This is a genomic window from Flavicella sediminum (assembly GCF_006381105.1).
GTDB classification, from domain to species: Bacteria; Bacteroidota; Bacteroidia; order Flavobacteriales; family Flavobacteriaceae; genus Flavicella; species Flavicella sediminum.
On sequence record NZ_VDET01000007.1, the window covers coordinates 104,304 to 124,727 of the forward strand.

18 protein-coding genes are annotated in these 20,424 nt (G+C 33.0%); 6 read left to right on the forward strand and 12 right to left on the reverse strand.

Going from position 1 to position 20,424, the window contains the following annotated elements:
* Positions 1-20: 20 nt before the first annotated feature.
* Positions 21-692: an ABC transporter ATP-binding protein gene (locus FGM02_RS08310; RefSeq protein ID WP_139957908.1), complete on the reverse strand. Its 672-nt coding sequence runs from the start codon at positions 690-692 to the stop codon at positions 21-23.
* 274 nt (positions 693-966) lie between these two features.
* Here FGM02_RS08310 and sucC point away from each other — a divergent pair, with 274 nt between their 5' ends.
* Both sucC and FGM02_RS08320 read left to right on the forward strand, forming a co-directional pair.
* The gene (sucC, locus tag FGM02_RS08315) at positions 967-2,163 is read left to right on the forward strand and encodes an ADP-forming succinate--CoA ligase subunit beta (RefSeq protein ID WP_139957909.1); all 1,197 of its coding nucleotides are present in this window, start codon (positions 967-969) and stop codon (positions 2,161-2,163) included.
* Positions 2,164-2,300: 137 nt separating this feature from the next.
* Complete coding sequence (locus FGM02_RS08320; RefSeq protein WP_317133622.1) at positions 2,301-2,513, forward strand: hypothetical protein; 213 nt, start codon at positions 2,301-2,303, stop codon at positions 2,511-2,513.
* 11 nt (positions 2,514-2,524) lie between these two features.
* On the opposite strand, the gene FGM02_RS08325 is transcribed toward FGM02_RS08320, so the two are convergent.
* From FGM02_RS08325 to thrA, 6 genes are all read right to left on the reverse strand, one after another.
* Entirely contained in the window at positions 2,525-2,989 is a 465-nt protein-coding gene (locus FGM02_RS08325) for a GyrI-like domain-containing protein (protein WP_243739378.1), read from the reverse strand.
* A gap of 65 nt (positions 2,990-3,054) precedes the next feature.
* A complete protein-coding gene (locus tag FGM02_RS08330; RefSeq protein ID WP_139957911.1) occupies positions 3,055-3,750 on the reverse strand; it encodes a helix-turn-helix transcriptional regulator in 696 nt (231 codons plus the stop codon).
* Between the two features lie 10 nt (positions 3,751-3,760).
* Positions 3,761-4,843 (reverse strand): glycine cleavage system aminomethyltransferase GcvT, encoded by a 1,083-nt coding sequence (gene gcvT / locus FGM02_RS08335; protein WP_139957912.1) that lies wholly within the window; start codon positions 4,841-4,843, stop codon positions 3,761-3,763.
* A gap of 72 nt (positions 4,844-4,915) precedes the next feature.
* Positions 4,916-6,214, reverse strand: a complete 1,299-nt coding sequence (gene thrC, locus FGM02_RS08340; RefSeq protein WP_139957913.1) for a threonine synthase — start codon at positions 6,212-6,214, stop codon at positions 4,916-4,918.
* Between the two features lie 57 nt (positions 6,215-6,271).
* On the reverse strand, positions 6,272-7,195 hold the full coding sequence (locus FGM02_RS08345; protein ID WP_139957914.1) for a homoserine kinase: 924 nt from the start codon (positions 7,193-7,195) through the stop codon (positions 6,272-6,274).
* Positions 7,196-7,291: 96 nt separating this feature from the next.
* Entirely contained in the window at positions 7,292-9,742 is a 2,451-nt protein-coding gene (gene thrA, locus FGM02_RS08350; RefSeq protein ID WP_139957915.1) for a bifunctional aspartate kinase/homoserine dehydrogenase I, read from the reverse strand.
* Positions 9,743-10,267: 525 nt separating this feature from the next.
* Between thrA and FGM02_RS08355 the strand changes: the two genes are divergently transcribed.
* The 3 genes from FGM02_RS08355 to FGM02_RS08365 all read left to right on the forward strand — a co-directional run bounded on the left by FGM02_RS08355 (position 10,268) and on the right by FGM02_RS08365 (position 14,578).
* Positions 10,268-11,752, forward strand: a complete 1,485-nt coding sequence (locus FGM02_RS08355; protein ID WP_139957916.1) for a hypothetical protein — start codon at positions 10,268-10,270, stop codon at positions 11,750-11,752.
* A 237-nt stretch (positions 11,753-11,989) separates the two neighbouring features.
* On the forward strand, positions 11,990-13,114 hold the full coding sequence (locus FGM02_RS08360) for a vWA domain-containing protein (protein ID WP_139957917.1): 1,125 nt from the start codon (positions 11,990-11,992) through the stop codon (positions 13,112-13,114).
* 3 nt (positions 13,115-13,117) lie between these two features.
* Positions 13,118-14,578, forward strand: a complete 1,461-nt coding sequence (locus FGM02_RS08365; RefSeq protein ID WP_139957918.1) for an AAA family ATPase — start codon at positions 13,118-13,120, stop codon at positions 14,576-14,578.
* Between the two features lie 274 nt (positions 14,579-14,852).
* Here the strand turns inward: FGM02_RS08365 and lysA are convergent, their stop codons facing one another.
* From lysA to pepT, 5 genes are all read right to left on the reverse strand, one after another.
* Positions 14,853-16,061: a diaminopimelate decarboxylase gene (gene lysA / locus FGM02_RS08370; RefSeq protein ID WP_139958261.1), complete on the reverse strand. Its 1,209-nt coding sequence runs from the start codon at positions 16,059-16,061 to the stop codon at positions 14,853-14,855.
* Positions 16,062-16,237: 176 nt separating this feature from the next.
* Positions 16,238-16,600 carry a DUF6326 family protein gene (locus FGM02_RS08375; protein ID WP_139957919.1) on the reverse strand — a complete coding sequence of 121 codons (363 nt, stop codon included), beginning with the start codon at positions 16,598-16,600 and terminating at the stop codon, positions 16,238-16,240.
* 11 nt (positions 16,601-16,611) lie between these two features.
* The gene (locus FGM02_RS08380) at positions 16,612-17,229 is read right to left on the reverse strand and encodes a hypothetical protein (protein WP_139957920.1); all 618 of its coding nucleotides are present in this window, start codon (positions 17,227-17,229) and stop codon (positions 16,612-16,614) included.
* 89 nt (positions 17,230-17,318) lie between these two features.
* Positions 17,319-17,897 carry a Crp/Fnr family transcriptional regulator gene (locus tag FGM02_RS08385; RefSeq protein ID WP_139957921.1) on the reverse strand — a complete coding sequence of 193 codons (579 nt, stop codon included), beginning with the start codon at positions 17,895-17,897 and terminating at the stop codon, positions 17,319-17,321.
* Positions 17,898-17,924: 27 nt separating this feature from the next.
* The gene (pepT, locus tag FGM02_RS08390; protein WP_139957922.1) at positions 17,925-19,151 is read right to left on the reverse strand and encodes a peptidase T; all 1,227 of its coding nucleotides are present in this window, start codon (positions 19,149-19,151) and stop codon (positions 17,925-17,927) included.
* A gap of 414 nt (positions 19,152-19,565) precedes the next feature.
* On the opposite strand from pepT, the gene FGM02_RS08395 reads away from it, so the two are divergent.
* Positions 19,566-20,366, forward strand: a complete 801-nt coding sequence (locus tag FGM02_RS08395; RefSeq protein WP_208021491.1) for an SHOCT domain-containing protein — start codon at positions 19,566-19,568, stop codon at positions 20,364-20,366.
* The last annotated feature ends 58 nt before the right edge of the window (positions 20,367-20,424 follow it).

Here is a 20,424-nt window from a genome sequence, read left to right on the forward strand (position 1 = left end):
ATATATTATGTTATAGTAATTTAAGCAAGGATGACATCCGATTCTATTTTCCCATCTTTCATGGTCAAAGTTCTGTCGGCCATTTTAGCCAATTCTTTATTATGTGTAACTATGACAAAAGTTTGTCCTAATTCTTCTCTTAACTGCAAAAATAATTCGTGTAAATTTTTAGCAGACACCGAATCTAAATTTCCACTAGGTTCATCGGCAAAAATTACTGCCGGATCATTGATCAAGGCTCTGGCAACGGCCACCCGTTGTTGTTCTCCACCTGATAGTTCATTGGGTTTGTGGTGAATTCTCTCAGCCAAACCTAGTTTGGTCAATAATTCCAAGGCCTTTTTTTCTACCGTTGCTTTATTTTTTTTGGCTATAAAGGCAGGAATACAAACGTTTTCTATAGCCGTAAATTCTGGTAGTAATTGATGAAATTGAAAAATAAATCCAATATTTTCATTTCTAAATTGAGACAATTTCTTGTCAGAAATATTTTCTAAAACCGTATTGTTGATATTTAAAGTATACGAACCCGTGGGCTGATCTAAAGTACCTAAAATTTGAAGCAAGGTGGTTTTTCCTGATCCAGAGGGACCAACAATGGCAATGACTTCCCCTTTTTCAATATGTAAATTAACACCTTTTAATACCTCTAATTTATCGTAAAACTTATGAATATTGTTTGCTTTGATCATCTATTTCTCAATTGGAAAACCAAAAATATTAAAAATGCGACAAAATCACATTCCTTTTTTAGCTTTCTTCTTAAAACTTCGTACACAAAATTTCGGAATAGATAATAAAAACCCAAAAAATGGGAAATATGTGACTTTAAGTTTTCTATTCCTTACATTTGTGCAAATTTTATACAAAATTATCATTTTAAATATTCTGTATTTTACGATGTATTTAATTGGTATAATTTAGTATTTTTGGCTACGTAATTTTTCACATAAACAGAAAATAAAAATGAACTTACACGAATATCAAGGTAAACAAATATTGAATAGTTTTGGAGTAAGAATCCAACGTGGAATCGTTGCTCAGACTCCTGAGGAAGCAGTAACCGCAGCAAAAGAGTTAACTGAACAAACAGGAACTAGTTGGTTTGTTGTTAAAGCACAGGTACACGCAGGTGGACGTGGAAAAGGTGGGGGAGTAAAACTAGCCAAAAACCTTGATGAAGTAAAAAGTATTTCAAATGACATTTTAGGGATGATGTTGGTAACACCACAAACATCTGCTGAAGGAAAATTGGTAAATCAAGTATTGATTGCTGAAGATGTATATTATCCTGGGGAAAGTGAAACAGAAGAATTTTATATGTCTGTTTTATTGAATAGAGCTACAGGAAGAAATATGGTTATGTATTCTACAGAAGGTGGAATGGATATTGAAACTGTTGCTGAAGAAACTCCTCATTTAATTTTTACAGAAGAAATTGATCCTTCAACAGGGATTTTACCTTTTCAAGCGCGTAAAATTGCTTTTAACTTAGGTTTGTCTGGAAATGCTTTTAAAGACATGACCAAATTTATCTTTGCATTGGTAACGGCTTATGAGAAGTCTGATTCTGCCATGTTTGAAATCAACCCAGTATTAAAGACTTCAGATAATAAAATTTTAGCAGTTGATGCTAAAGTAACTTTAGATGAAAATGCATTGTTCCGTCACAAAGATTATCTTGAAATGAGAGATATTCGTGAAGAGAACCCGATTGAGGTTGAAGCGAAAGCTGTTGGCTTAAATTACGTAGATTTAGATGGAAATGTTGGATGTATGGTAAACGGAGCTGGATTGGCAATGGGAACTATGGATTTAATTAAACAAGCAGGAGGAGAGCCAGCTAACTTTTTAGATGTTGGTGGTACCGCTGATGCTGCACGTGTTGAGGCTGCTTTTGGAATTATCTTAAAAGATCCAAACGTAAAAGCAATCTTAGTAAATATTTTTGGTGGTATTGTTCGTTGTGATCGTGTTGCACAAGGAGTTGTAGATGCATACAAAAATATGGGAGACAAAATTAATGTGCCAATTATTTGTCGTTTACAAGGAACCAATGCTGTAGAAGCAAAAGCATTGATTGATAACAGTGGGATGGAAATTATTTCTGCTACTGAATTTCAAGAAGCTGCTGATAAAGTACAAGAAGTATTGGCTAAATAATTAGTCACACACAAATAAGCAAAAACCGTTTTCAAATTGAAAACGGTTTTTTTTGTTTCCTATAGTTTGTATACTTTTATAAAATGCATCAAAAATATAAAAAACTAGGATTTTCAATTTTCTTTGATCTTATAGGTATGTTATCTTATACAGTTCCTGCATTAGGTGAATTCTCTGATCTTATTTGGGCACCAATATCGGCCTTGTTAATGACGCAATTTTATAAAGGAACAAAGGGGAAAATTGGTGCTATTATTTCTTTTACTGAAGAAATTCTTCCCTTTGATTTTATACCCTCATTTACACTTCTATGGATATACACCTATTTTATAGGAAAAGAAAAACAATAATTTTTTGTCTTTTAAGAGTTCAATGCTATAAACAAAGAAGCTTCTCCATTACTCGGATTCATAGCTTTGTCATCATAAACTTCTATATCTGTTGTATATGCTCTGTCTAACTTAGATTCCCAAATAGTTTTCCATGTATTTAATACGGCATCTTTGGTTAAATCTCCTTTGGCGGTAAATTTCACATATTTAGCTTCGGGTATTATTTTAACAGAAAGCTCTTCTGGAATATTATCCAAACTAGAAACTTGATACCCTAATAGCATGGTATAAGGTTCTGTATGGTCACTTACATAATCTGTATACAAAGCATAGATGGTGTTGTCAATTTTATTTGGTATTTTAGACAATACCTTATTCGACATAAACTGGCCCCATAATTTTGGAATATCAGTCATGGCTTCACCATTTTTATTGCTAGTTCTTATACTAAGCCCAACAATTGTCAATCCTTCTAAATTTTGTGTTTTCATCATTCTTTTTGTTTTAATGTTTGAAACAAAAATATCTGAGAGTGGTGACAAAGATATGTCAGGGGTACTTATTCTTTTTTATATTTTTTTGCATAAAATTCTTCCAAGCTCATATTATGAGATTCGAATTTTTCAGAAGTACGGGTAATTTTTTTTATGCAATCCACTCGAAACATTCTAAATTCATTTCGCAAGCGACAAAAAGCAATTAACAACCAGTTTTCTTGTGTGCTATATAAGGCGAAAGGTTCTATAAATCGAGTAGAGTTTTGATTTTGTAAGGATTGATATTCTAATTGTAAGACTTCAAAATTTGTAATAGCCGTTTGCAAAAACATAAGGTGGCTACTCGTGTTTTCTTTCTCATAATTAGCATTAAAATACACCCGATCCGATAATAATTCTATCTTTTCTTTTTGAGTAGTTTGAAGCGTGGCTTTTATTTTTAATATGGCTTCTCTATAATTATGCACAAAAGAAGCATCCTTATTTTTTAAAATCAATTGTTCAGCGGTGATCAAAGCATTTGCTTCTTCTTCCGTAAACATTACAGGTGGCAATTTATAACCCTCCATTAAGGAATATCCTTTGCCTTCTTCCATAAAAACAGGAATACCCGATTTTTCTAAAGTTCGAATGTCTCTATAAATGGTACGAATACTTACCTTATGCTTTTCTGCCAAGCTCCGTGCAGTAGTAATTTTTTGAGATTGCAGTTGGGTTAGTATAGAAGTAAGTCGTGATATTCTAGGCTTTTCTTCCATAGCAAAAAAATTAGGCTTTGTAAAAAGGCAATTTTACTACCTGAGCTTTTAACAAACGCTTTCTAACTTTTATATAAATTTCAGAGCCAACTTTCGAAAATTCAGTAGGAACATAACCCAAACCAATCCCTTTGCTTACAGAAGGTCCCATGGTACCAGAAGTCACAATACCAATAACATTTCCTTCGGCATCAGCAATTTCATAATCATGTCTTGGCACTCCTTTGTCTAGCAATTCAAAACCAACCAATTTCTTTTCAACTCCGTTTTGTTTCTGAGCTAAAAGTGCTGGAGAATTTGTAAATTCTTTGTCAAATTTTGTAATCCAACTTAAACCAGCTTCAATAGGGGAAGTAGTATCATTGATATCATTGCCATACAAGCAATAGCCCATTTCCAAACGAAGAGTATCTCTTGCAGCCAAACCAATTGGTTTGATATCAAAAGCAGCACCCGCTTCAAAAACTTTATTCCAAATTTGTTCTACTTCAGAATTTTTACAATAAATTTCAAATCCACCAGAACCGGTGTATCCCGTAGCTGAAAGAATGACATTTTCAATTCCAGCAAAATCTCCAACTTTAAACGTATAAAATTTAATCTCCGATAAATTTACAGAAGTCAGACTTTGAATGGCTTCAATGGTTTTTGGCCCTTGAATAGCTAACAAAGAATACTCATCAGAAATATTTCTCATCACCACATTATCGCTATTCTGAGCACTAATCCAATTCCAATCTTTTTCAATATTGGAAGCATTTACAACTAATAAGTAGGTCTCTACATTGATTCTATAAACCAAAAGATCATCAACAATTCCTCCGTCATTATTTGGTAAACAACTGTATTGCGCATCGCCAATATTTAATTTGGAAGCATCGTTTGTTGTTACTTTTTGTATCAAATCTAAAGCGCCATCTCCGTGAATTAAAAATTCACCCATATGAGAAACATCAAACACACCCACACTATTTCTAACCGTTGCGTGTTCTGCTTTTACTCCTTCATATTGAATAGGCATATTGTAGCCTGCAAAAGGTAATATTTTAGCGCCTAAAGTTTCGTGTATGTGATGTAATGCAACGTTTTTCATTGGAAATGTTTTTTATAGAACTAAAAAAAACACGTACCCTCAATTTTAGACACGTGTTTTAATGATTATAATTTATGCTTTTAAATAGGCTTTTAATTCATCGTATTCAGAAATTTGTGTGGCCACTTTTTCTAAATTGATGACCGCCTCAATTTGTGAAGGGATTTTTATGGTTTCTGCCACTCCAGGATACAAAACATCTAAAAACTTGACAGGATGTGCTGTTTCAAGAAAAATTCCTTGGACATCCGAATGAGTTTTTAAATAATTTTTCAAGGCTAAATAACCAATAGCTCCATGAGGTTCCGCTACGTATTCACAACTTTTTAATAAATGCCCTAAAGCTGCAGTAGTTTCCTCATCGGTATAACTGTAACCTGATAAGTTGGCGCGTAAAGCCTCTAAACTGTTGTTATGAATTTCTTCAATACGAATAAAATTACTTGGTGCACCAACATCCATAGCATTTGAAATAGTTTGTATAGAAGGCTTTGGTTCGTATTTACCAGTCTCTAAATAGGTAGGAACTACTTTATTTGCATTGGTACCAGTAACAAAATGATGAATAGGCAATCCTAAACGTTGTGCCATCATACCTGCACATATATTTCCATAATTTCCACTAGGAACAGAAAACACTAATTTTTTACTTTTATCTTTTAGTTGCTTGTAAGCAAAGAAGAAATAAAACATTTGTGGCAACCAGCGTGCAATATTAATTGAATTTGCTGATGTCAACTTCATATGATCTGTCAACTCATTGTCTAAAAAAGCTTTTTTAACCATGGCCTGACAATCATCAAAAGTTCCAGTAACTTCTAAAGCTCTAATATTTTGCCCCAAAGTTGTCAATTGCTTTTCTTGGATATCAGAAACTTTTCCACTTGGATATAAAATAACGACATCAACACCTTGTACGCCTAAAAACCCACTAGCAACAGCTCCACCAGTATCTCCAGAAGTAGCTACCAATACCGTAACATCTTCATGAACTTTTGCTTGACTATTGAAATAGCCTAAACAACGGGCCATAAAACGTGCACCTACATCTTTAAACGCCATAGTAGGTCCATGGTACAATTCTAAAGAAGCAATATTTTCATCTACAGGAACTACAGGAAAATCGAAACATAATGTTTCTTCAATAATTCTTTTTAATTCCCCTTCAGGAATTTCATCTCCTACAAATTGTTTGATTACCTCAAAAGCTATTTCGTTATTGCTGTAATTTTCTATGTTTTCAATAAATTCTTTTGAAAGAGGTGTAATAGATTCCGGAAAATAAAGTCCTTTATCAGGAGCCAATCCTTTTACTACGGCATCTTCAAAACTTGTATTGGGTGCTTTTTTATTTAAACTAAAATAGTTCATGTTTTTTATATTGAATCAGGTATAAAACATCAGGTATCTGGTAGTTTATAACTGTAATTATTTAATAATTTTTATTCCTTCGGTATTTATTTTTGAAACGTGAATATCATATTCAATGCCAACTTTATCATAAACAGCACTCATGGCTTCACCTACTTTTTTAGCTATTTCTAAACCTTTGCTTAAAGCAAATATTGAAGGTCCAGATCCTGAAATACCCGCGCCTAAAGCTCCCGCTTTTAAACTTTCTGCTTTTACGTTGTCAAAGGCAGGAATTAGGATAGAACGTATAGGTTCCACAATATGATCTTCTAAAGAGCGACCAATTAAATCATAGTCTTCTGTATACAAACCACTAATTAAACCACCCACATTTCCCCATTGTTTGATAGCCGTTTTTAAAGCAACAGAACTTCGCAAAATTTCTCTTGCATCTGAGGTTTTTACTTCAATTTGAGGATGTATTACCGTTGCGTATAATTCTTTTGGAGTATGAATTTTGATAACGTCTAATGGCTCCGTAGAACGTACCAAAGTAAAACCACCCAATAGCGCAGGAGCTACATTATCAGCATGCGCAACACCACTCGCCAAACGTTCACCTTGCATAGCAAACTCAACCAAATCGTGATTAGAAAAAGGTTTTCCTAGTAGTTCATTTATACCAAAAACAGCACCAGCACTACTAGCAGCGCTTGAACCAATACCACTACCAGGTTTTATATTTTTATAAATCTCAATTTCAAAACCACAGTCGGCATCAACTTTAGCCAACAAAGCCAAAGCTGCAACACCAGCCACATTTTCATGTGTTTCTAGAGGTAAATCTTGTCCTACTATTTTAGTAATAGTCACCCCTTTTTTGGCCACCTTTCGAACAATCATTTCATCACCAACATTGTCTAATGCCAGTCCGAGTACATCAAAACCACAAGATACATTTGCGATAGTTGCCGTACAAAACAATTTTATTTCGTTCATCTTATTTAAATTTTTAGTTTTGAGGTTTTAGTTTGCACACTATACATGTCGTAAAGAAATTCAAAACTAAACACTCAAAATTTGCAACTCTTTTTTTTAGCCTCTTCCTACACGAATGATATCTGCAAAAATACCAGAAGCAGTAACATCTGCACCAGCACCAGCACCTTTTACGATTAAAGGATATTCAGGATATCTTTCCGTAAAGAATAAAACAATATTGTCACTTCCTTGTAAGTTAGAAAAAGGATGTTTGCTATCTACTTCTTGTAAAGAAACATTGGCCTTTCCATCCACAAATTCTGCTACATATTTTAATTCTGCATTGTTTGCAGCTGCTTTTACTTTGATCGCTTCAAAATGAGCTGCCTCAGTAATTAACGTCTTTTTAAAATCTGCAATAGAGTCAGCTTCTAAACTAGATTTCGGTAAGAAAGAAATATTCTCAATATCTTCTAAATTCATTTTAGTCCCACTTTCACGAGCTAAAATTAATATTTTACGAGCCACATCAACACCACTTAAATCAATTCTAGGATCAGGTTCCGTAAAACCAAGTTCTCCTGCTTCATCAACAATTTTGGCAAAGTTGGCATCTCCTACAAAAGAATTAAAGATAAAATTCAATGAACCAGAAGCTACCGCTTGAATTTTTATAATTTGATCTCCAGATTGCACTAAGTTATTCAATGTATTTATAATTGGCAGTCCGGCACCCACATTTGTTTCAAACAAATAAGGAGCTTTGTACTCTTGTGATAAAGCTTTTAATTCTGCATAGATTTCATAGTCAGAAGAAGCCGCAATTTTATTACAAGTCACAACTGCGATGCTTTCTTTTAAATAACTAGCATACAATTGCGCAATATCATAATTTGCTGTATTGTCAACAAAAATACTTGTCTCTAAATTTAATTCAACAACATTGGCATGAAATTGATCCAAATCTAAAGCAACACCATTATTTATTAAATCATTTTTCCAATCTGCTAAGTCAATTCCATCTTCTCTAAATAACATTTTTTTAGAGTTCGATAGCGCGACCACATTTATTTTTAATTGTAATTTTTCTAATAAATAATTTTCTTGAGCAGCAATTTGCTCAATTAATTTTCCACCCACATTTCCAACTCCAACTATAAATAGGTTTAGTTGTTTTATTTGGTTTTCAAAGAATTCGTTGTGCAAAGAATTCAATGCCTTTTTGATGTTTTTAGTGGCAATTACGGTAGAAATATTTTTTTCAGAAGCTCCTTGTGCAATGGCTCTAATGTTGACATTATTTTTTCCTAAGGTACTAAACATTCCTCCACTAATTCCTTGGTGGTTTTTCATGTTATCTCCAACCAAAGCAATAATTGCCAATCCACTTTCTACAAGTAAAGGATCTACTTTATCTAAAGAAATTTCATAGGCAAATGCTTCGTCAATAATTTCTTTTGCCAACTCGGCATCAGAATCATTGATACCAATACATATAGAATGTTCAGAAGAAGCTTGTGTAATTAAAGCTACATTGATTTTTTCTTGAGACAAGGCCTCAAACAAACGTTTAGAAAACCCAGGAATTCCAATCATTCCATTTCCTTCTAAAGTAATTAATGAAATATTTTCAATATGACTAATTCCTTTTACCAAAGTTTCTGAATTGCTATGTGCATTTGAAATTGTAGTTCCTACGGCTTCAGGAGCAAATGTGTTTTTAATTACAATTGGAATTCCTTTCTTTAAAACAGGCTGTACTGTTGGAGGATACAATACCTTAGCACCAAAATGTGACAATTCCATGGCTTCTTGGTAAGAAATATTTTCTATAGGAAAAGCTCCTTTTACCAATCTAGGATTTGCGGTATACATACCACTAACATCTGTCCATATTTCTAAAACAGAAGCTTCTAAGGCCGCTGCAACAATGGCAGCAGTATAATCAGACCCACCACGACCTAAGGTTGTTGTATCTCCTCCAACATTGGAAGCCACAAAACCTGGCATTACCGTAATTTGATCTGAATTGTTTTTAAAGTAAGCAATGATATTTTGGTTGGTTGTGTTTTTATCTACAACAGCTTGCGTGAAATTAGAATCTGTAATAATTAATTCTCTACTATCTTTTAAAGAAGATTTTTCTACTGCAACTTGCAAAGCATGAATAACAATAAAAGAAGACAATCTTTCACCAAAACTCACAATTTTATCGTGTGTTCTAGCAGAAAGTTCTTTTAATAAGAAAATTCCTTCCAAAGTAATTTCCAATTCGTTCAGTATTCTTTTTAAACCACCTAAAACAGCACTTTGTTTGTCTATAGGAAGCAAAGCTCTTACCGTTTCAATATGTCTGTTTTCTATCGTTGAAAAACAAGCTTGATATGAACTATCACCTTTTTCAGCCAAGTCACCAGCTTCTAATAAAGTATCTGTGGTTCCGCCTAGAGCAGAAACTACTACGACAAGTTTCTCGTTTTCAGAATTTGATTTTAGGATGTCTATTACCTTCGATATGTTTTCTGCATTTGCTACAGATGTCCCACCAAACTTTAATACTTTCATTTGTTTATTTTTATGTTGTCAAATTTAGAATTGTCTGTTCATTTTCACAAGTCTAAATTGTAATATAAATTTTAAGTTTTTTACCCATGCTTAACCGCTCGTCTAAAGCAACGAACAAGGGAATTTCTTTTGAAGAATAATTGCTTAACCCCAAAGGGTATAGGTATTTCGAATAATGCCTATGGCAATACGCTCTAATAAATTAGAGTTTTTCGAAGTGAAGATATTTTCTTTAGAAAATTTCATGCCGCAAATATAACCATTTAATTAAGAAATAGAAATTTAAATATCAAAAAAAGCCTTGTTCTAAGCCCCATTTTAAGCGCTTATTTTTGAACAACACGGTATTCAATAAAATGAAGCCAAAAGTTTTATTTTCTGAGGGACAATTCATTAAAATTACAAAAAAACAGTTTGTTAACTCTGTAAATTGTGTCATTCACTCATTTTACTTTCTATAGGCATCCTTATTTAATAATATTGTTACACAACTAACAAGTACCACACACTTAATACAAGCATGCTATGAAAACAACAAACACAATTTTAAAAATCACGGTATTCACTTTGTTCGCCGCTTTTCTTATGAGTTCTTGTAACAATAAAGAAAAAAAAGAAGCTAAAAAAATTTACAATGAAATTGGAAGTACCTTAGATTGCTTAGCTAAACCTAGTTGGTTTCCTCATACCAACACAACCGCTCCATTAGAAGGAGATACTAGCGTATTTGCAAACAATCAAAAAGTATCAAATTTAGATTTCCATCGATGGTCGTGGCAAAAATTTTTATGGTTGACCAAGCCAAAATCAAAAACAGACCATACACCACTCTTTTTAAATAGCGGAGATTTTATACAGGTGGATGCTTATCTGACAGAAGTGATGGTTCCTAACCAAGCAAATTTAATGTTGACCTACAACGAGCAAGCTTGTTCCAACGGAATACTACAAACAAATCCCAATTTTTCTGACAATAAAATTCCTTATACAATTTTATATTCTCTACACACAAACACCACCATGTTAAGGGCCGCTAATGGATTTATTAGAGGCATGAAAGAAGGGCGTATTGACAAAGAATTAAATTACGAAACCTTTCCAATTGGTTCTTTAGAAATGAAAGTTTCTTGGGTGTTAGTCGACGCCCTACCAAAAGCAACAATAAAAGATTACTACACAACGTATGCAAGTGTTAGTGAAAACAATGAACCAGCAGCAATAAAAGAAGTTGCCTTATTAGGAATGCATGTTGTAGGAATCGTAAAAAATCATCCTGAATTTATTTGGGCCACTTTTGAACACAATAGTCTAGCGCCTAATTTTAATTGGAATAAAGGATCTGCTTCTACAGACACAGAAAAACTACTTTTTTCAAAAGGCAGCACTAGTACAATAGAGGGCATCACTTGGGTAGCAAACGACACTTTAAAAGCCTCTGGAAAAATAATTCCTGCACATGTAAAAGAAAAAGCAAGAGCTTATGATTTGTTCGAATATGGTGTTCCTAGAAATGTGGGTGGTGATTTTATGCATACCTCACAAAGTGGCTCGGAAAATTTCAACAATATAAAAAACATCAATACCTGTGTTCAAAAGCACTTGAAAGATGTTTGGGCAAATTATTTTTACAATGGCTCTATTTGGTTAGATACCGAAAACTATCCTACTTTAGAATCACAAGCTGAAAAACTAGTTACTTTGGGTGGCAATATCGCTTCTGCAAAACCAGATGCCATCACAAGAGGCTCTCTAAATTGCGCAAACGTAACTATGGAAACATTTACACAAACTTTTAAAAGCGATTTAAAAAGCATTAATGTGAATAATTTAGCCAATTGTTTTTCTTGTCATGGAGCTTCTGATTTTGCAACAAACAACAAATCTCCTTTGTACATAAGCCATGCTTTTAATGGCTTGGTACATTTAGAAAGTGGACAAACACCAAACGAAATAGAAGTTTTAAAAGACAAAGAACATTTAAAATTATTATTAAACCATGCAAACAAGTAATCGATTTGTTTGTACTATTATTTTCCCTAAATGTAAAAAGACCGCTAGTTAGCGGTCTTTTTTTTGTTAATAATCGTATTCAATAAAACAAGCTATTAAAATTTTACAAATGGTAAAACAAACATAAACTCCATATCCAGCAAATTCGGCTTTATAGTTTTGTTAACAAAAACGCTAATTGTTTTGTAAGGAAGCGACCTAAAAAATCTCTAAATTTGAACAACAAACAAATCCTCCATGAAAAATAATACCTACAGTCGAATGGGTTTTCAGTTTTCTCCTTTTCAAGAAGAGAAAAAAACACCTTTCGAAACACTTTTTGAAATTTTCAAGGAATTGATTACCCATACTTCGGGTGATATTGACGAAGCATTGGATTGGTTAAACACCTTAGACGAAAAATATAAAATTACCAATGAGAATTATACCCTAGATGATTTTATTGAGGATCTCAAAAAAAGAGGTTACATAAAAGAGGAAATTGAACCTGATGGCAAAGGCAAAAAAAGCATTACCGCAAAAACAGAAAGAGCAATCCGTAAAAATGCATTGAATCAGATTTTCGGGAAGTTGAAAAAAAATGGTTCAGGAAACCATAAAACCAAGCAAAGTGGTGTAGGAGATGAGCAAACAGGAGAACTCCGAAATTTTCAATTTGGTGATGCCGTTGACAAAATTTCTATGACAGAAAGTTTAAAAAACGCACAAATCAATCATGGTTTCGGCGATTTTAAATTAACTGAAAACGACCTAGTAGTAGAGGATTCCCATCACAAATCACAAATGAGTACGGTATTAATGATTGACATTAGCCATAGTATGATTTTATACGGAGAAGATCGAATAACCCCCGCTAAGAAAGTCGCCATGGCATTGGCTGAACTGATTACCACTAGATATCCAAAAGACACTCTGGATATTATTGTTTTTGGAAACGACGCTTGGCCTATTAAAGTGAAAGATTTACCTTATTTAAATGTAGGTCCTTACCATACAAACACAGTCGCTGGCTTGGAATTGGCCATGGATATTTTAAGACGAAAAAGAAATACCAACAAAACTATTTTTATGATTACTGATGGTAAACCCAGTTGTTTGCGAATGCCTGATGGAACCTATTACAAAAATAGCAATGGCTTGGATAAATTTATTACAGAAAAGTGTTACAATATGGCGGCTTATGCCAGAAAATTGCACATTCCAATAACCACTTTTATGATTGCACAAGATCCCTATTTACAACAGTTTGTAGAAAAATTTACAGATTCAAACAAAGGAAAAGCATTTTACACCGGGTTACAGGGATTGGGTGAAATGATTTTTCACGATTACGAAACGAACAGAAAAAAACGCATGCGATAACATATGGATACAACAATTAACACCTTAGGAGCCCTAAAAAAATCTGGATATATTTCGAAAAGTATAAAAACGGAATTAAGAGACAATCTGATTGAAAACATAAAAAATAAAAAATCTAGTTTTGAAGGAATTCACGGTTATGAAAATTCGGTGATTCCACAATTAGAAAGAGCTATTTTATCAAAACACAACATCAATTTTTTAGGATTAAGAGGTCAGGCTAAAACACGATTGGCGCGTTTAATGATTCAATTGTTAGATGAATACATTCCATTTATAACAGGTTCTGAAATTAACGACGACCCTTTGAATCCTATTAGTTCTTTTGGAAAAGAGCAAATAGAAAACCTAGGAGATGACACCCCAATTTCATGGCTACATAGAAACAAAAGGTTTTATGAAAAATTAGCCACTCCAGATGTAACTATTTCTGATTTAATAGGAGACATTGACCCGATAAAGGCGGCCAACCTAAAATTGAGTTATTCTGATGAAAGAGTTTTGCATTTTGGAATGATCCCAAGAGCCAATCGCTGTATTTTTGTCATTAATGAATTGCCTGATTTACAAGCAAGAATTCAAGTAGCCTTGTTCAATATTTTAGAAGAAGGAGACATACAAATTCGCGGATTTCAATTGCGTATGCCTTTAGATTTGCAATTTGTATTTACAGCCAATCCTGAAGATTACACCAATAGAGGAAGTATTGTAACTCCTTTAAAAGATAGAATTGGATCACAAATACTGACACATTATCCAAAAACTATTGACGTCGCTAAAACAATTACAGCACAAGAAGCTGCCATTCAAAATGAGCGAGTTTGTGCTATTTATATTCCGGAATTAGCAAAAACCTTAGTGGAACAAATTGGATTTGAAGCAAGAAAAAGTGAATATGTAGATAGCAAAAGTGGTGTAAGTGCCAGAATGAGCATTACGGCCTATGAAAATTTAGTAAGCACAGCTGAACACAGATGTATTTCAGCAGGAGAAACAAAAACAAGCATTCGTTTTGTAGATGTTTTAGGGATGACACCCGCTATTGTCGGAAAAATTGAACTGGTTTACGAAGGAGAAGAAGAAGGAGCCGCATTTGTCGCAGAAACATTGATTGGAAACGCCGCAAAAACTTTGTTTCTAGAAAAATTTCCTAAAATTCAAAAGCTAAAACATGAAGATGATCAAGATCCTTATGAAGAAGTACTTAATTGGTTTTTTGAAGAAAGTTCTTTTGAGTTAATGGACAATGCTTCTGAAAGCGAATATCTAAATTCATTGAATCAAATAGTTCCTTTAGATAATTTAGTGAAATTATTCATGGAAGAGATCAAAGAAGAAGACCTTGCGTTTACAAAAGAATTTGTTTTATGGGCTTTGGTTGAATTTAAAAAATTAAACAAACAACGTATTACAAAAGGCTATTCTTTTAAAGACCAATACGGAGCTTATTTCTCAGATTTATAAACACAATAAAATAACTTATGAGACCTAACAGGTAGTTGAAACCTGTTAGGTCTTTTTTTTTGTAAATTAACCAAGCAATGAATTAACAAAAGGCTATCCTCTTAAAGACCAATACGGAGCTTATTTCTCAGATTTATAAACACAATAAAATAACTTATGAGACCTAACAGGTTTGTGAAACCTGTTAGGTCTTTTGTGAAAAATAATTTACTTTTCTCAAAACAAAAAAAGACCGCTGCTAGACGGTCTTTTAATTTATAATAAGTAGGGTCGTTTAAGCTAAATCAACAACTACTTGATTTTTTAAAATATCTTCCATCGTTTCTCTTTCACGAATCAAATAATCCTGACCGTTGTACACCATTATTTCTGCAGGTTTAAATCTTGAATTGTAATTAGAAGCCATTGAAAAACAGTAAGCTCCCGCATTGTGAACACATAATATATCACCTTCAGAAACTTTACCTAAACTTCTTTTTGCGCCGAATGTATCTGTTTCACAAATATACCCTACAACAGAATATTCTTGTTCTTCCTTAGAAGGATTAGAAATATTTGTAATATGCTGATACGCATCATACATCATTGGACGAATCAAATGATTCAATCCACTGTCTATTCCTGCAAATGTAATATTCGGTGTTTCTTTTATTACGTTTACTTTCGCTAAGAATTTTCCAGATTCACTTACTAAAAATTTCCCTGGTTCAAAAATAAGGGTTAATTCTTTTCCGTATTCTTTGCAAAAACTATTAAAACTATCTCCTAATAAAACACCTAATTTTTCCAAATCTGTTTCATTATCTCCTGGCTTGTAAGGCACTTTAAAACCAGAACCAAGATCTACAAATTCTATGGTATCAAATCTTCTTGCAATTCCTAATAAAATTTCCGTTGCTTCTACAAAAGCTTCTAAGTTAGAAATATCAGACCCAGTATGCATGTGCACACCATTGATAATCATTCCTGTTTTAGACACTACATTTAAAATAGCTTCTATTTGAGAAACTGAAATTCCAAATTTAGAATCTATATGTCCAACAGATATTTTTGCGTTTCCACCTGCCATAACATGTGGGTTCATACGAATTGCCACAGGATACTCAGGGAAGTCTGTTCCAAATCTTTCCAAACTACTTAGGTTGTCCAAAGTAATTTTAACTCCAAGGTTTTTAGCTTCTACAATTTCTTCATAAGAAACCCCATTTGGAGTGTAAGAAATATCTTTTACATCAAAACCAACATGAATACATAATTTTACTTCTTGTATAGAAACACAGTCAGTTCCAGAGTTTAAACGATTTAATATTTTTAATACATTGATGTTTGTATTCGATTTTATCGCATAATTTATCTTTACTTTTTTCACACCTGAAAAAGCATTTTTCATTCGGTTGTATTGCGATTCAATTTTGTTTGCATCGTAAACATAAATCGGTGCTCCGTATTTTTCTACTAAAGATAAAAGTAACTGATTGTCCATTTTAATTGTATTCAAATTTTGAACGGCAAAGATTGAAATATTCTTTAGAATACAGAAAGCTTTTTATGATTTTTATCACAATTCTACAGATTGTTTAAATTTAAACAGTAACCAAAGAAACCAAAGTATACATCCTAAAATATTTCCTTCTTAAACTGTTGTATTTCTATAGGTTACTAAACTTCCCATTTCCATACAGTTCTCATGATTACAAAAAGAACAAGCACTTCAATACTTGCACAAATAATATAATGAGGTAACAAACTTCCTCCACCAACAACAAATAAAATTGTGACAACTGCGGCAATTAAGTTCAACAAACGATTTAATTTAAAGTCTAGAGTCCTAGAAAAATAAATCATTGCAATAGGAATATTGATTACAACTGCGGCAATGGCCATGGTTGTCGTTACTTCACCCAAAATACCATCTAGAGTGTTTTTATTGACCAATTCTATAAATACAGAAAGTATATCGGCTAAAATTAAATTAAACAACACCACAATCCATAACGTAGATAATTTTGTTTTTACGTTCATATTTTTTTTATTTAAAAATTAAATCCAAAATGAACACCCGGTTCTCCAAAAAATAATTTTGAATGCTTGTCATCTAATTTCTTAAATGATACTGGCATTTTTGTATGATAAGGCCTGTGTGTGATTGCGATTGAAGGCTCTATAAAAAAAGAACTTCCAAAAAGCTTGAAATGATAACCGAATCTATAGGTATTGAAAATTTGAAAACCTTTGTCTATTTTATTTCCCTTTAAATTTATAAAAGATTGCCAAGCACTCATTACATGAACTCCCGTATACAATCCTTTCCATAAAAAGCGTTGATAGGCCAAGGCAAATCCTTTTTCCCGTATAAATCCAGGAAATTTTTCTTCTGGAGCACTAAAACTTTTCCCATAAGGCAAACCCAATGGTTTGTGGTATCGCCAAGTTTTTAGCTCTAAGGAAACCGCATCTTTAGCTGTAATTCGGTAACCTAAATTAAGTTGTACAAAATCGGGTCGCTCATAAGAATCAAAATTTGCGAGCATAAATAAAGTACTTCCGACAAAATATTTTTTTGTTGTACTTGTTTGGTCTTTATTTTGTGCATTGCCATAAAATAAAGAAAAGCAAATACATAGTAATAAAAGGTGTTTTTTAGTCTGCATGATATGTTTTGTATATATACATGCAAAACTAAATATCGACTTCTAAATTTTCGTTCACTTAAGTGAATAAGCGCTACTAGAAAGTTTTTTTATTTGGACTTCTCAATAAGTCTTTTTCGAATTCTACTTAAGGATTGAGGTGTCAGTCCGAGGTAACTGGCAATTTGGTATTGTGGTACTCTTTGAAATAAATCGGGTCTTGTTTGTTGTAAATGCAAATATCTATTTTCCGGATTGGCCATTTTGTAGTTGAAAAAGAATTCTTGGTGTTTTTCCATCACTTTTTCACCTATAACACGACAAACAGATTCAAACTGAGGATGTTTTAAAAATACAGCGTCTTCCATTTCTGGCGAACTGACATTTAAAACACAGTCTTCAACACATTCTAAAAAATGCTCCGTAGGAATGCTTTTACCATAGTTTTTAGGAACAACTCCTTGTTCCTCAGTATATATATCCAAGGTTTTTTCTTCTCCATCAATTAGCACAAACGATCTTAAACAGCCTTTTAAAACGAAAAAACTATCATTAGCTATGCTTTTTTCATCCAATAGTATTGTTCCTTTTTTAAAACTTTTGATATTGGAACACCCCGCAATTATTTGTTCTAACTCCTTGCTTAAGGACATGTATTTTGAAACATATTTCACCAATTCTCGTTGCATACCTTAAAAAGCTTTTAGAAGGATTAATTATTTAGTGGCTACAATTTGTGCAATATTTACAATTACCTCCGTTGCTTTTACCATAGATTCTAAAGGAACATATTCGTATTTTCCATGAAAATTATGACCACCAGCAAAAATATTAGGGCAGGGCAGACCTTTATAAGAAAGTTGTGATCCATCTGTTCCTCCGCGAATTGCTTTGATTAGTGGTTTTACATTTGCTTGCTCCATGGCTTTTTTAGCAATAGCAACGATATGCATCACAGGTTCAATTTTTTCCTTCATATTATAATACTGATCCTTGATTTCCACTTTGAGAAAATTGGCACCCAATTCTTTGTTCATTGCTGTAACCAAATTTTCGAAATCAGTTTTTCTTTTTTGAAACAAATCAAAATCATGGTCCCTTATAATATACTCTAATACAGTTTCTTCTATATCACCTGAAACCGTATGTAAGTGGAAAAAACCTTCGTAACCTGTAGTTTTTTCTGGGACTTCATTTTTAGGTAAACGACTTATAAAGTCATTTCCAATTAAAATGGAATTTACCATCTTTCCTTTGGCATACCCTGGATGTACACTTTTTCCTTCAATAGTGACTTTAGCTCCTGCTGCATTAAAATTTTCATATTCCAACTCTCCAATTTCACTACCATCCATAGTATACGCCCATTCTGCACCAAATTTTTCTACATCAAATAAATGCGCCCCTTTTCCAACTTCTTCATCGGGTGTAAAACAAATTCGTATGTTTCCATGTTTTATTTCTGGGTGCTGTATCAAATATTCCATTGCAGAAACAATTTCTGTAACTCCTGCTTTATCATCTGCCCCCAATAATGTGGTACCATCTGTGGTAATTAATGTTTGTCCTTTATACAAAAAAAGATCTTCAAAATAATCTGGAGATAGAATAATGTTTTGTTCTTTATTCAGAACAATATCCTTTCCATCGTAATTTTTATGTATTTGTGGATTTACATGGGTTCCAGAAAAATCGGGACTTGTATCTATATGTGCAACAAATCCGATAGTTGGTACTTCATGGTCTACATTGCTAGGCAAAGTCGCCATAATGTAACAATTTTCATCTAAGCTAACATCTTTTAGTCCAATATCATTTAGTTCTTCCACCAAGAGATGTGCCAAGTCCCATTGCTTTTCGGTACTTGGAAAAGCAGGATTGTTTGGATCCGATTGGGTATCTATTTGTATGTATTTTATAAAACGATGAAGAATAGTTTGCATAGAATTGAATTTGTTTCAAAAATAAGATTTATCCAATGACTAACCATGTAAACTTCTAAATAAATAGCATCTTTATTCTTTTTGTAAGGCAGACTCATTTATGAATAATTTTTTTGAGAAAAAAGATGAAATAAGCGACTGAATATTATTTATTTACGGAAATCACACGCAATATCCTTATTTTATAATCCAACAAGAAAAGAAACGATAATCCTTCTATAAAAAAACTGCATTAACGACTTTCATACAGGGTTTATAATCAGCTTATTAAACACCTATAAACAGGTTTATCAATCGCTCAAAAAAAAATAGTTACAAACACGAATATATATCTATAAAAGAAAGTGATTGCTATTCCTAAGTGCTACATTTGCAGCAAATTGTCATCCAGACATTTTTAATAAAAAAAAAGATATGATGAATTCATTATTTACAGATGCTAGTTTTCAAAATATGTTGAATATAGCAAATCGATATGGTATTAGTGTAAATGCAGTAAGTGATTTAACAAATGCACTTATGGCAAGCAATGGAACAATGGCACAGTTTAATATCTCTGAATTAGGAGGAGGTGGACAATGGATGCAAGGTGGGATGACTATGGTAGGAGACATGTTCAACAACCAACTTAAAAACACAGTAGACGGACTTTGTAATGAACTTTCAAATTTGATACATCAAGGAGGGATTCAATACAAACCTTTGCCTAAATCGCAAAACGGCAGTTTTAGTGGTAACTGGTGGGGAGATTTAGGACAACCTAATTCTACAGGAAGTCAAAACGGAACGAGTTATGCTATTTTTTCAAATATAGGTCGCTTAGCAATTCAAGAGAATGGTAATGTAACCGTATTTGACACCTTAGACAATCAAATAGGTGGAGTAGGACAACAACAAGGTGGTAATTATTCGGTCACTTTTACAAGTCAGTATGGTACAGTAAACTTAAGTACTTTACCTATTGTATCGGGAGTAGCGAAAACAGCAGCAGTTCAGCCAATAAATAATAACATGAATACCATGAGCGCTAATGAAGTGCAAAATCAACAAGTACCAATTATTGAAGAACCTGTGCAAACATACAATACGAATACAAACGGACTGGAAGAAGACATCTTTGGGAAAATAGAAAAATTAGCAAGTTTAAAGGATAAGAATATTATATCTGTAGAACAATTTGAAAGTAAGAAAGCTGATTTGTTAAATAGATTGTAAAAATATTTTTTGATACAAACCTATAACACTGTTTTTAAAGGGGTTTAGGAAGATAAAA

Coding starts and splice junctions, on each gene's coding strand:
- FGM02_RS08310 (WP_139957908.1), bottom strand. CDS start 692: ATGATCAAAGCAAACAATATTCATAAGTTTTACGATAAATTAGAGGTA.
- sucC (WP_139957909.1), top strand. CDS start 967: ATGAACTTACACGAATATCAAGGTAAACAAATATTGAATAGTTTTGGA.
- FGM02_RS08320 (WP_317133622.1), top strand. CDS start 2,301: ATGTTATCTTATACAGTTCCTGCATTAGGTGAATTCTCTGATCTTATT.
- FGM02_RS08325 (WP_243739378.1), bottom strand. CDS start 2,989: ATGATGAAAACACAAAATTTAGAAGGATTGACAATTGTTGGGCTTAGT.
- FGM02_RS08330 (WP_139957911.1), bottom strand. CDS start 3,750: ATGGAAGAAAAGCCTAGAATATCACGACTTACTTCTATACTAACCCAA.
- gcvT (WP_139957912.1), bottom strand. CDS start 4,843: ATGAAAAACGTTGCATTACATCACATACACGAAACTTTAGGCGCTAAA.
- thrC (WP_139957913.1), bottom strand. CDS start 6,214: ATGAACTATTTTAGTTTAAATAAAAAAGCACCCAATACAAGTTTTGAA.
- FGM02_RS08345 (WP_139957914.1), bottom strand. CDS start 7,195: ATGAACGAAATAAAATTGTTTTGTACGGCAACTATCGCAAATGTATCT.
- thrA (WP_139957915.1), bottom strand. CDS start 9,742: ATGAAAGTATTAAAGTTTGGTGGGACATCTGTAGCAAATGCAGAAAAC.
- FGM02_RS08355 (WP_139957916.1), top strand. CDS start 10,268: ATGAAAACAACAAACACAATTTTAAAAATCACGGTATTCACTTTGTTC.
- FGM02_RS08360 (WP_139957917.1), top strand. CDS start 11,990: ATGAAAAATAATACCTACAGTCGAATGGGTTTTCAGTTTTCTCCTTTT.
- FGM02_RS08365 (WP_139957918.1), top strand. CDS start 13,118: ATGGATACAACAATTAACACCTTAGGAGCCCTAAAAAAATCTGGATAT.
- lysA (WP_139958261.1), bottom strand. CDS start 16,061: ATGGACAATCAGTTACTTTTATCTTTAGTAGAAAAATACGGAGCACCG.
- FGM02_RS08375 (WP_139957919.1), bottom strand. CDS start 16,600: ATGAACGTAAAAACAAAATTATCTACGTTATGGATTGTGGTGTTGTTT.
- FGM02_RS08380 (WP_139957920.1), bottom strand. CDS start 17,229: ATGCAGACTAAAAAACACCTTTTATTACTATGTATTTGCTTTTCTTTA.
- FGM02_RS08385 (WP_139957921.1), bottom strand. CDS start 17,897: ATGCAACGAGAATTGGTGAAATATGTTTCAAAATACATGTCCTTAAGC.
- pepT (WP_139957922.1), bottom strand. CDS start 19,151: ATGCAAACTATTCTTCATCGTTTTATAAAATACATACAAATAGATACC.
- FGM02_RS08395 (WP_208021491.1), top strand. CDS start 19,566: ATGATGAATTCATTATTTACAGATGCTAGTTTTCAAAATATGTTGAAT.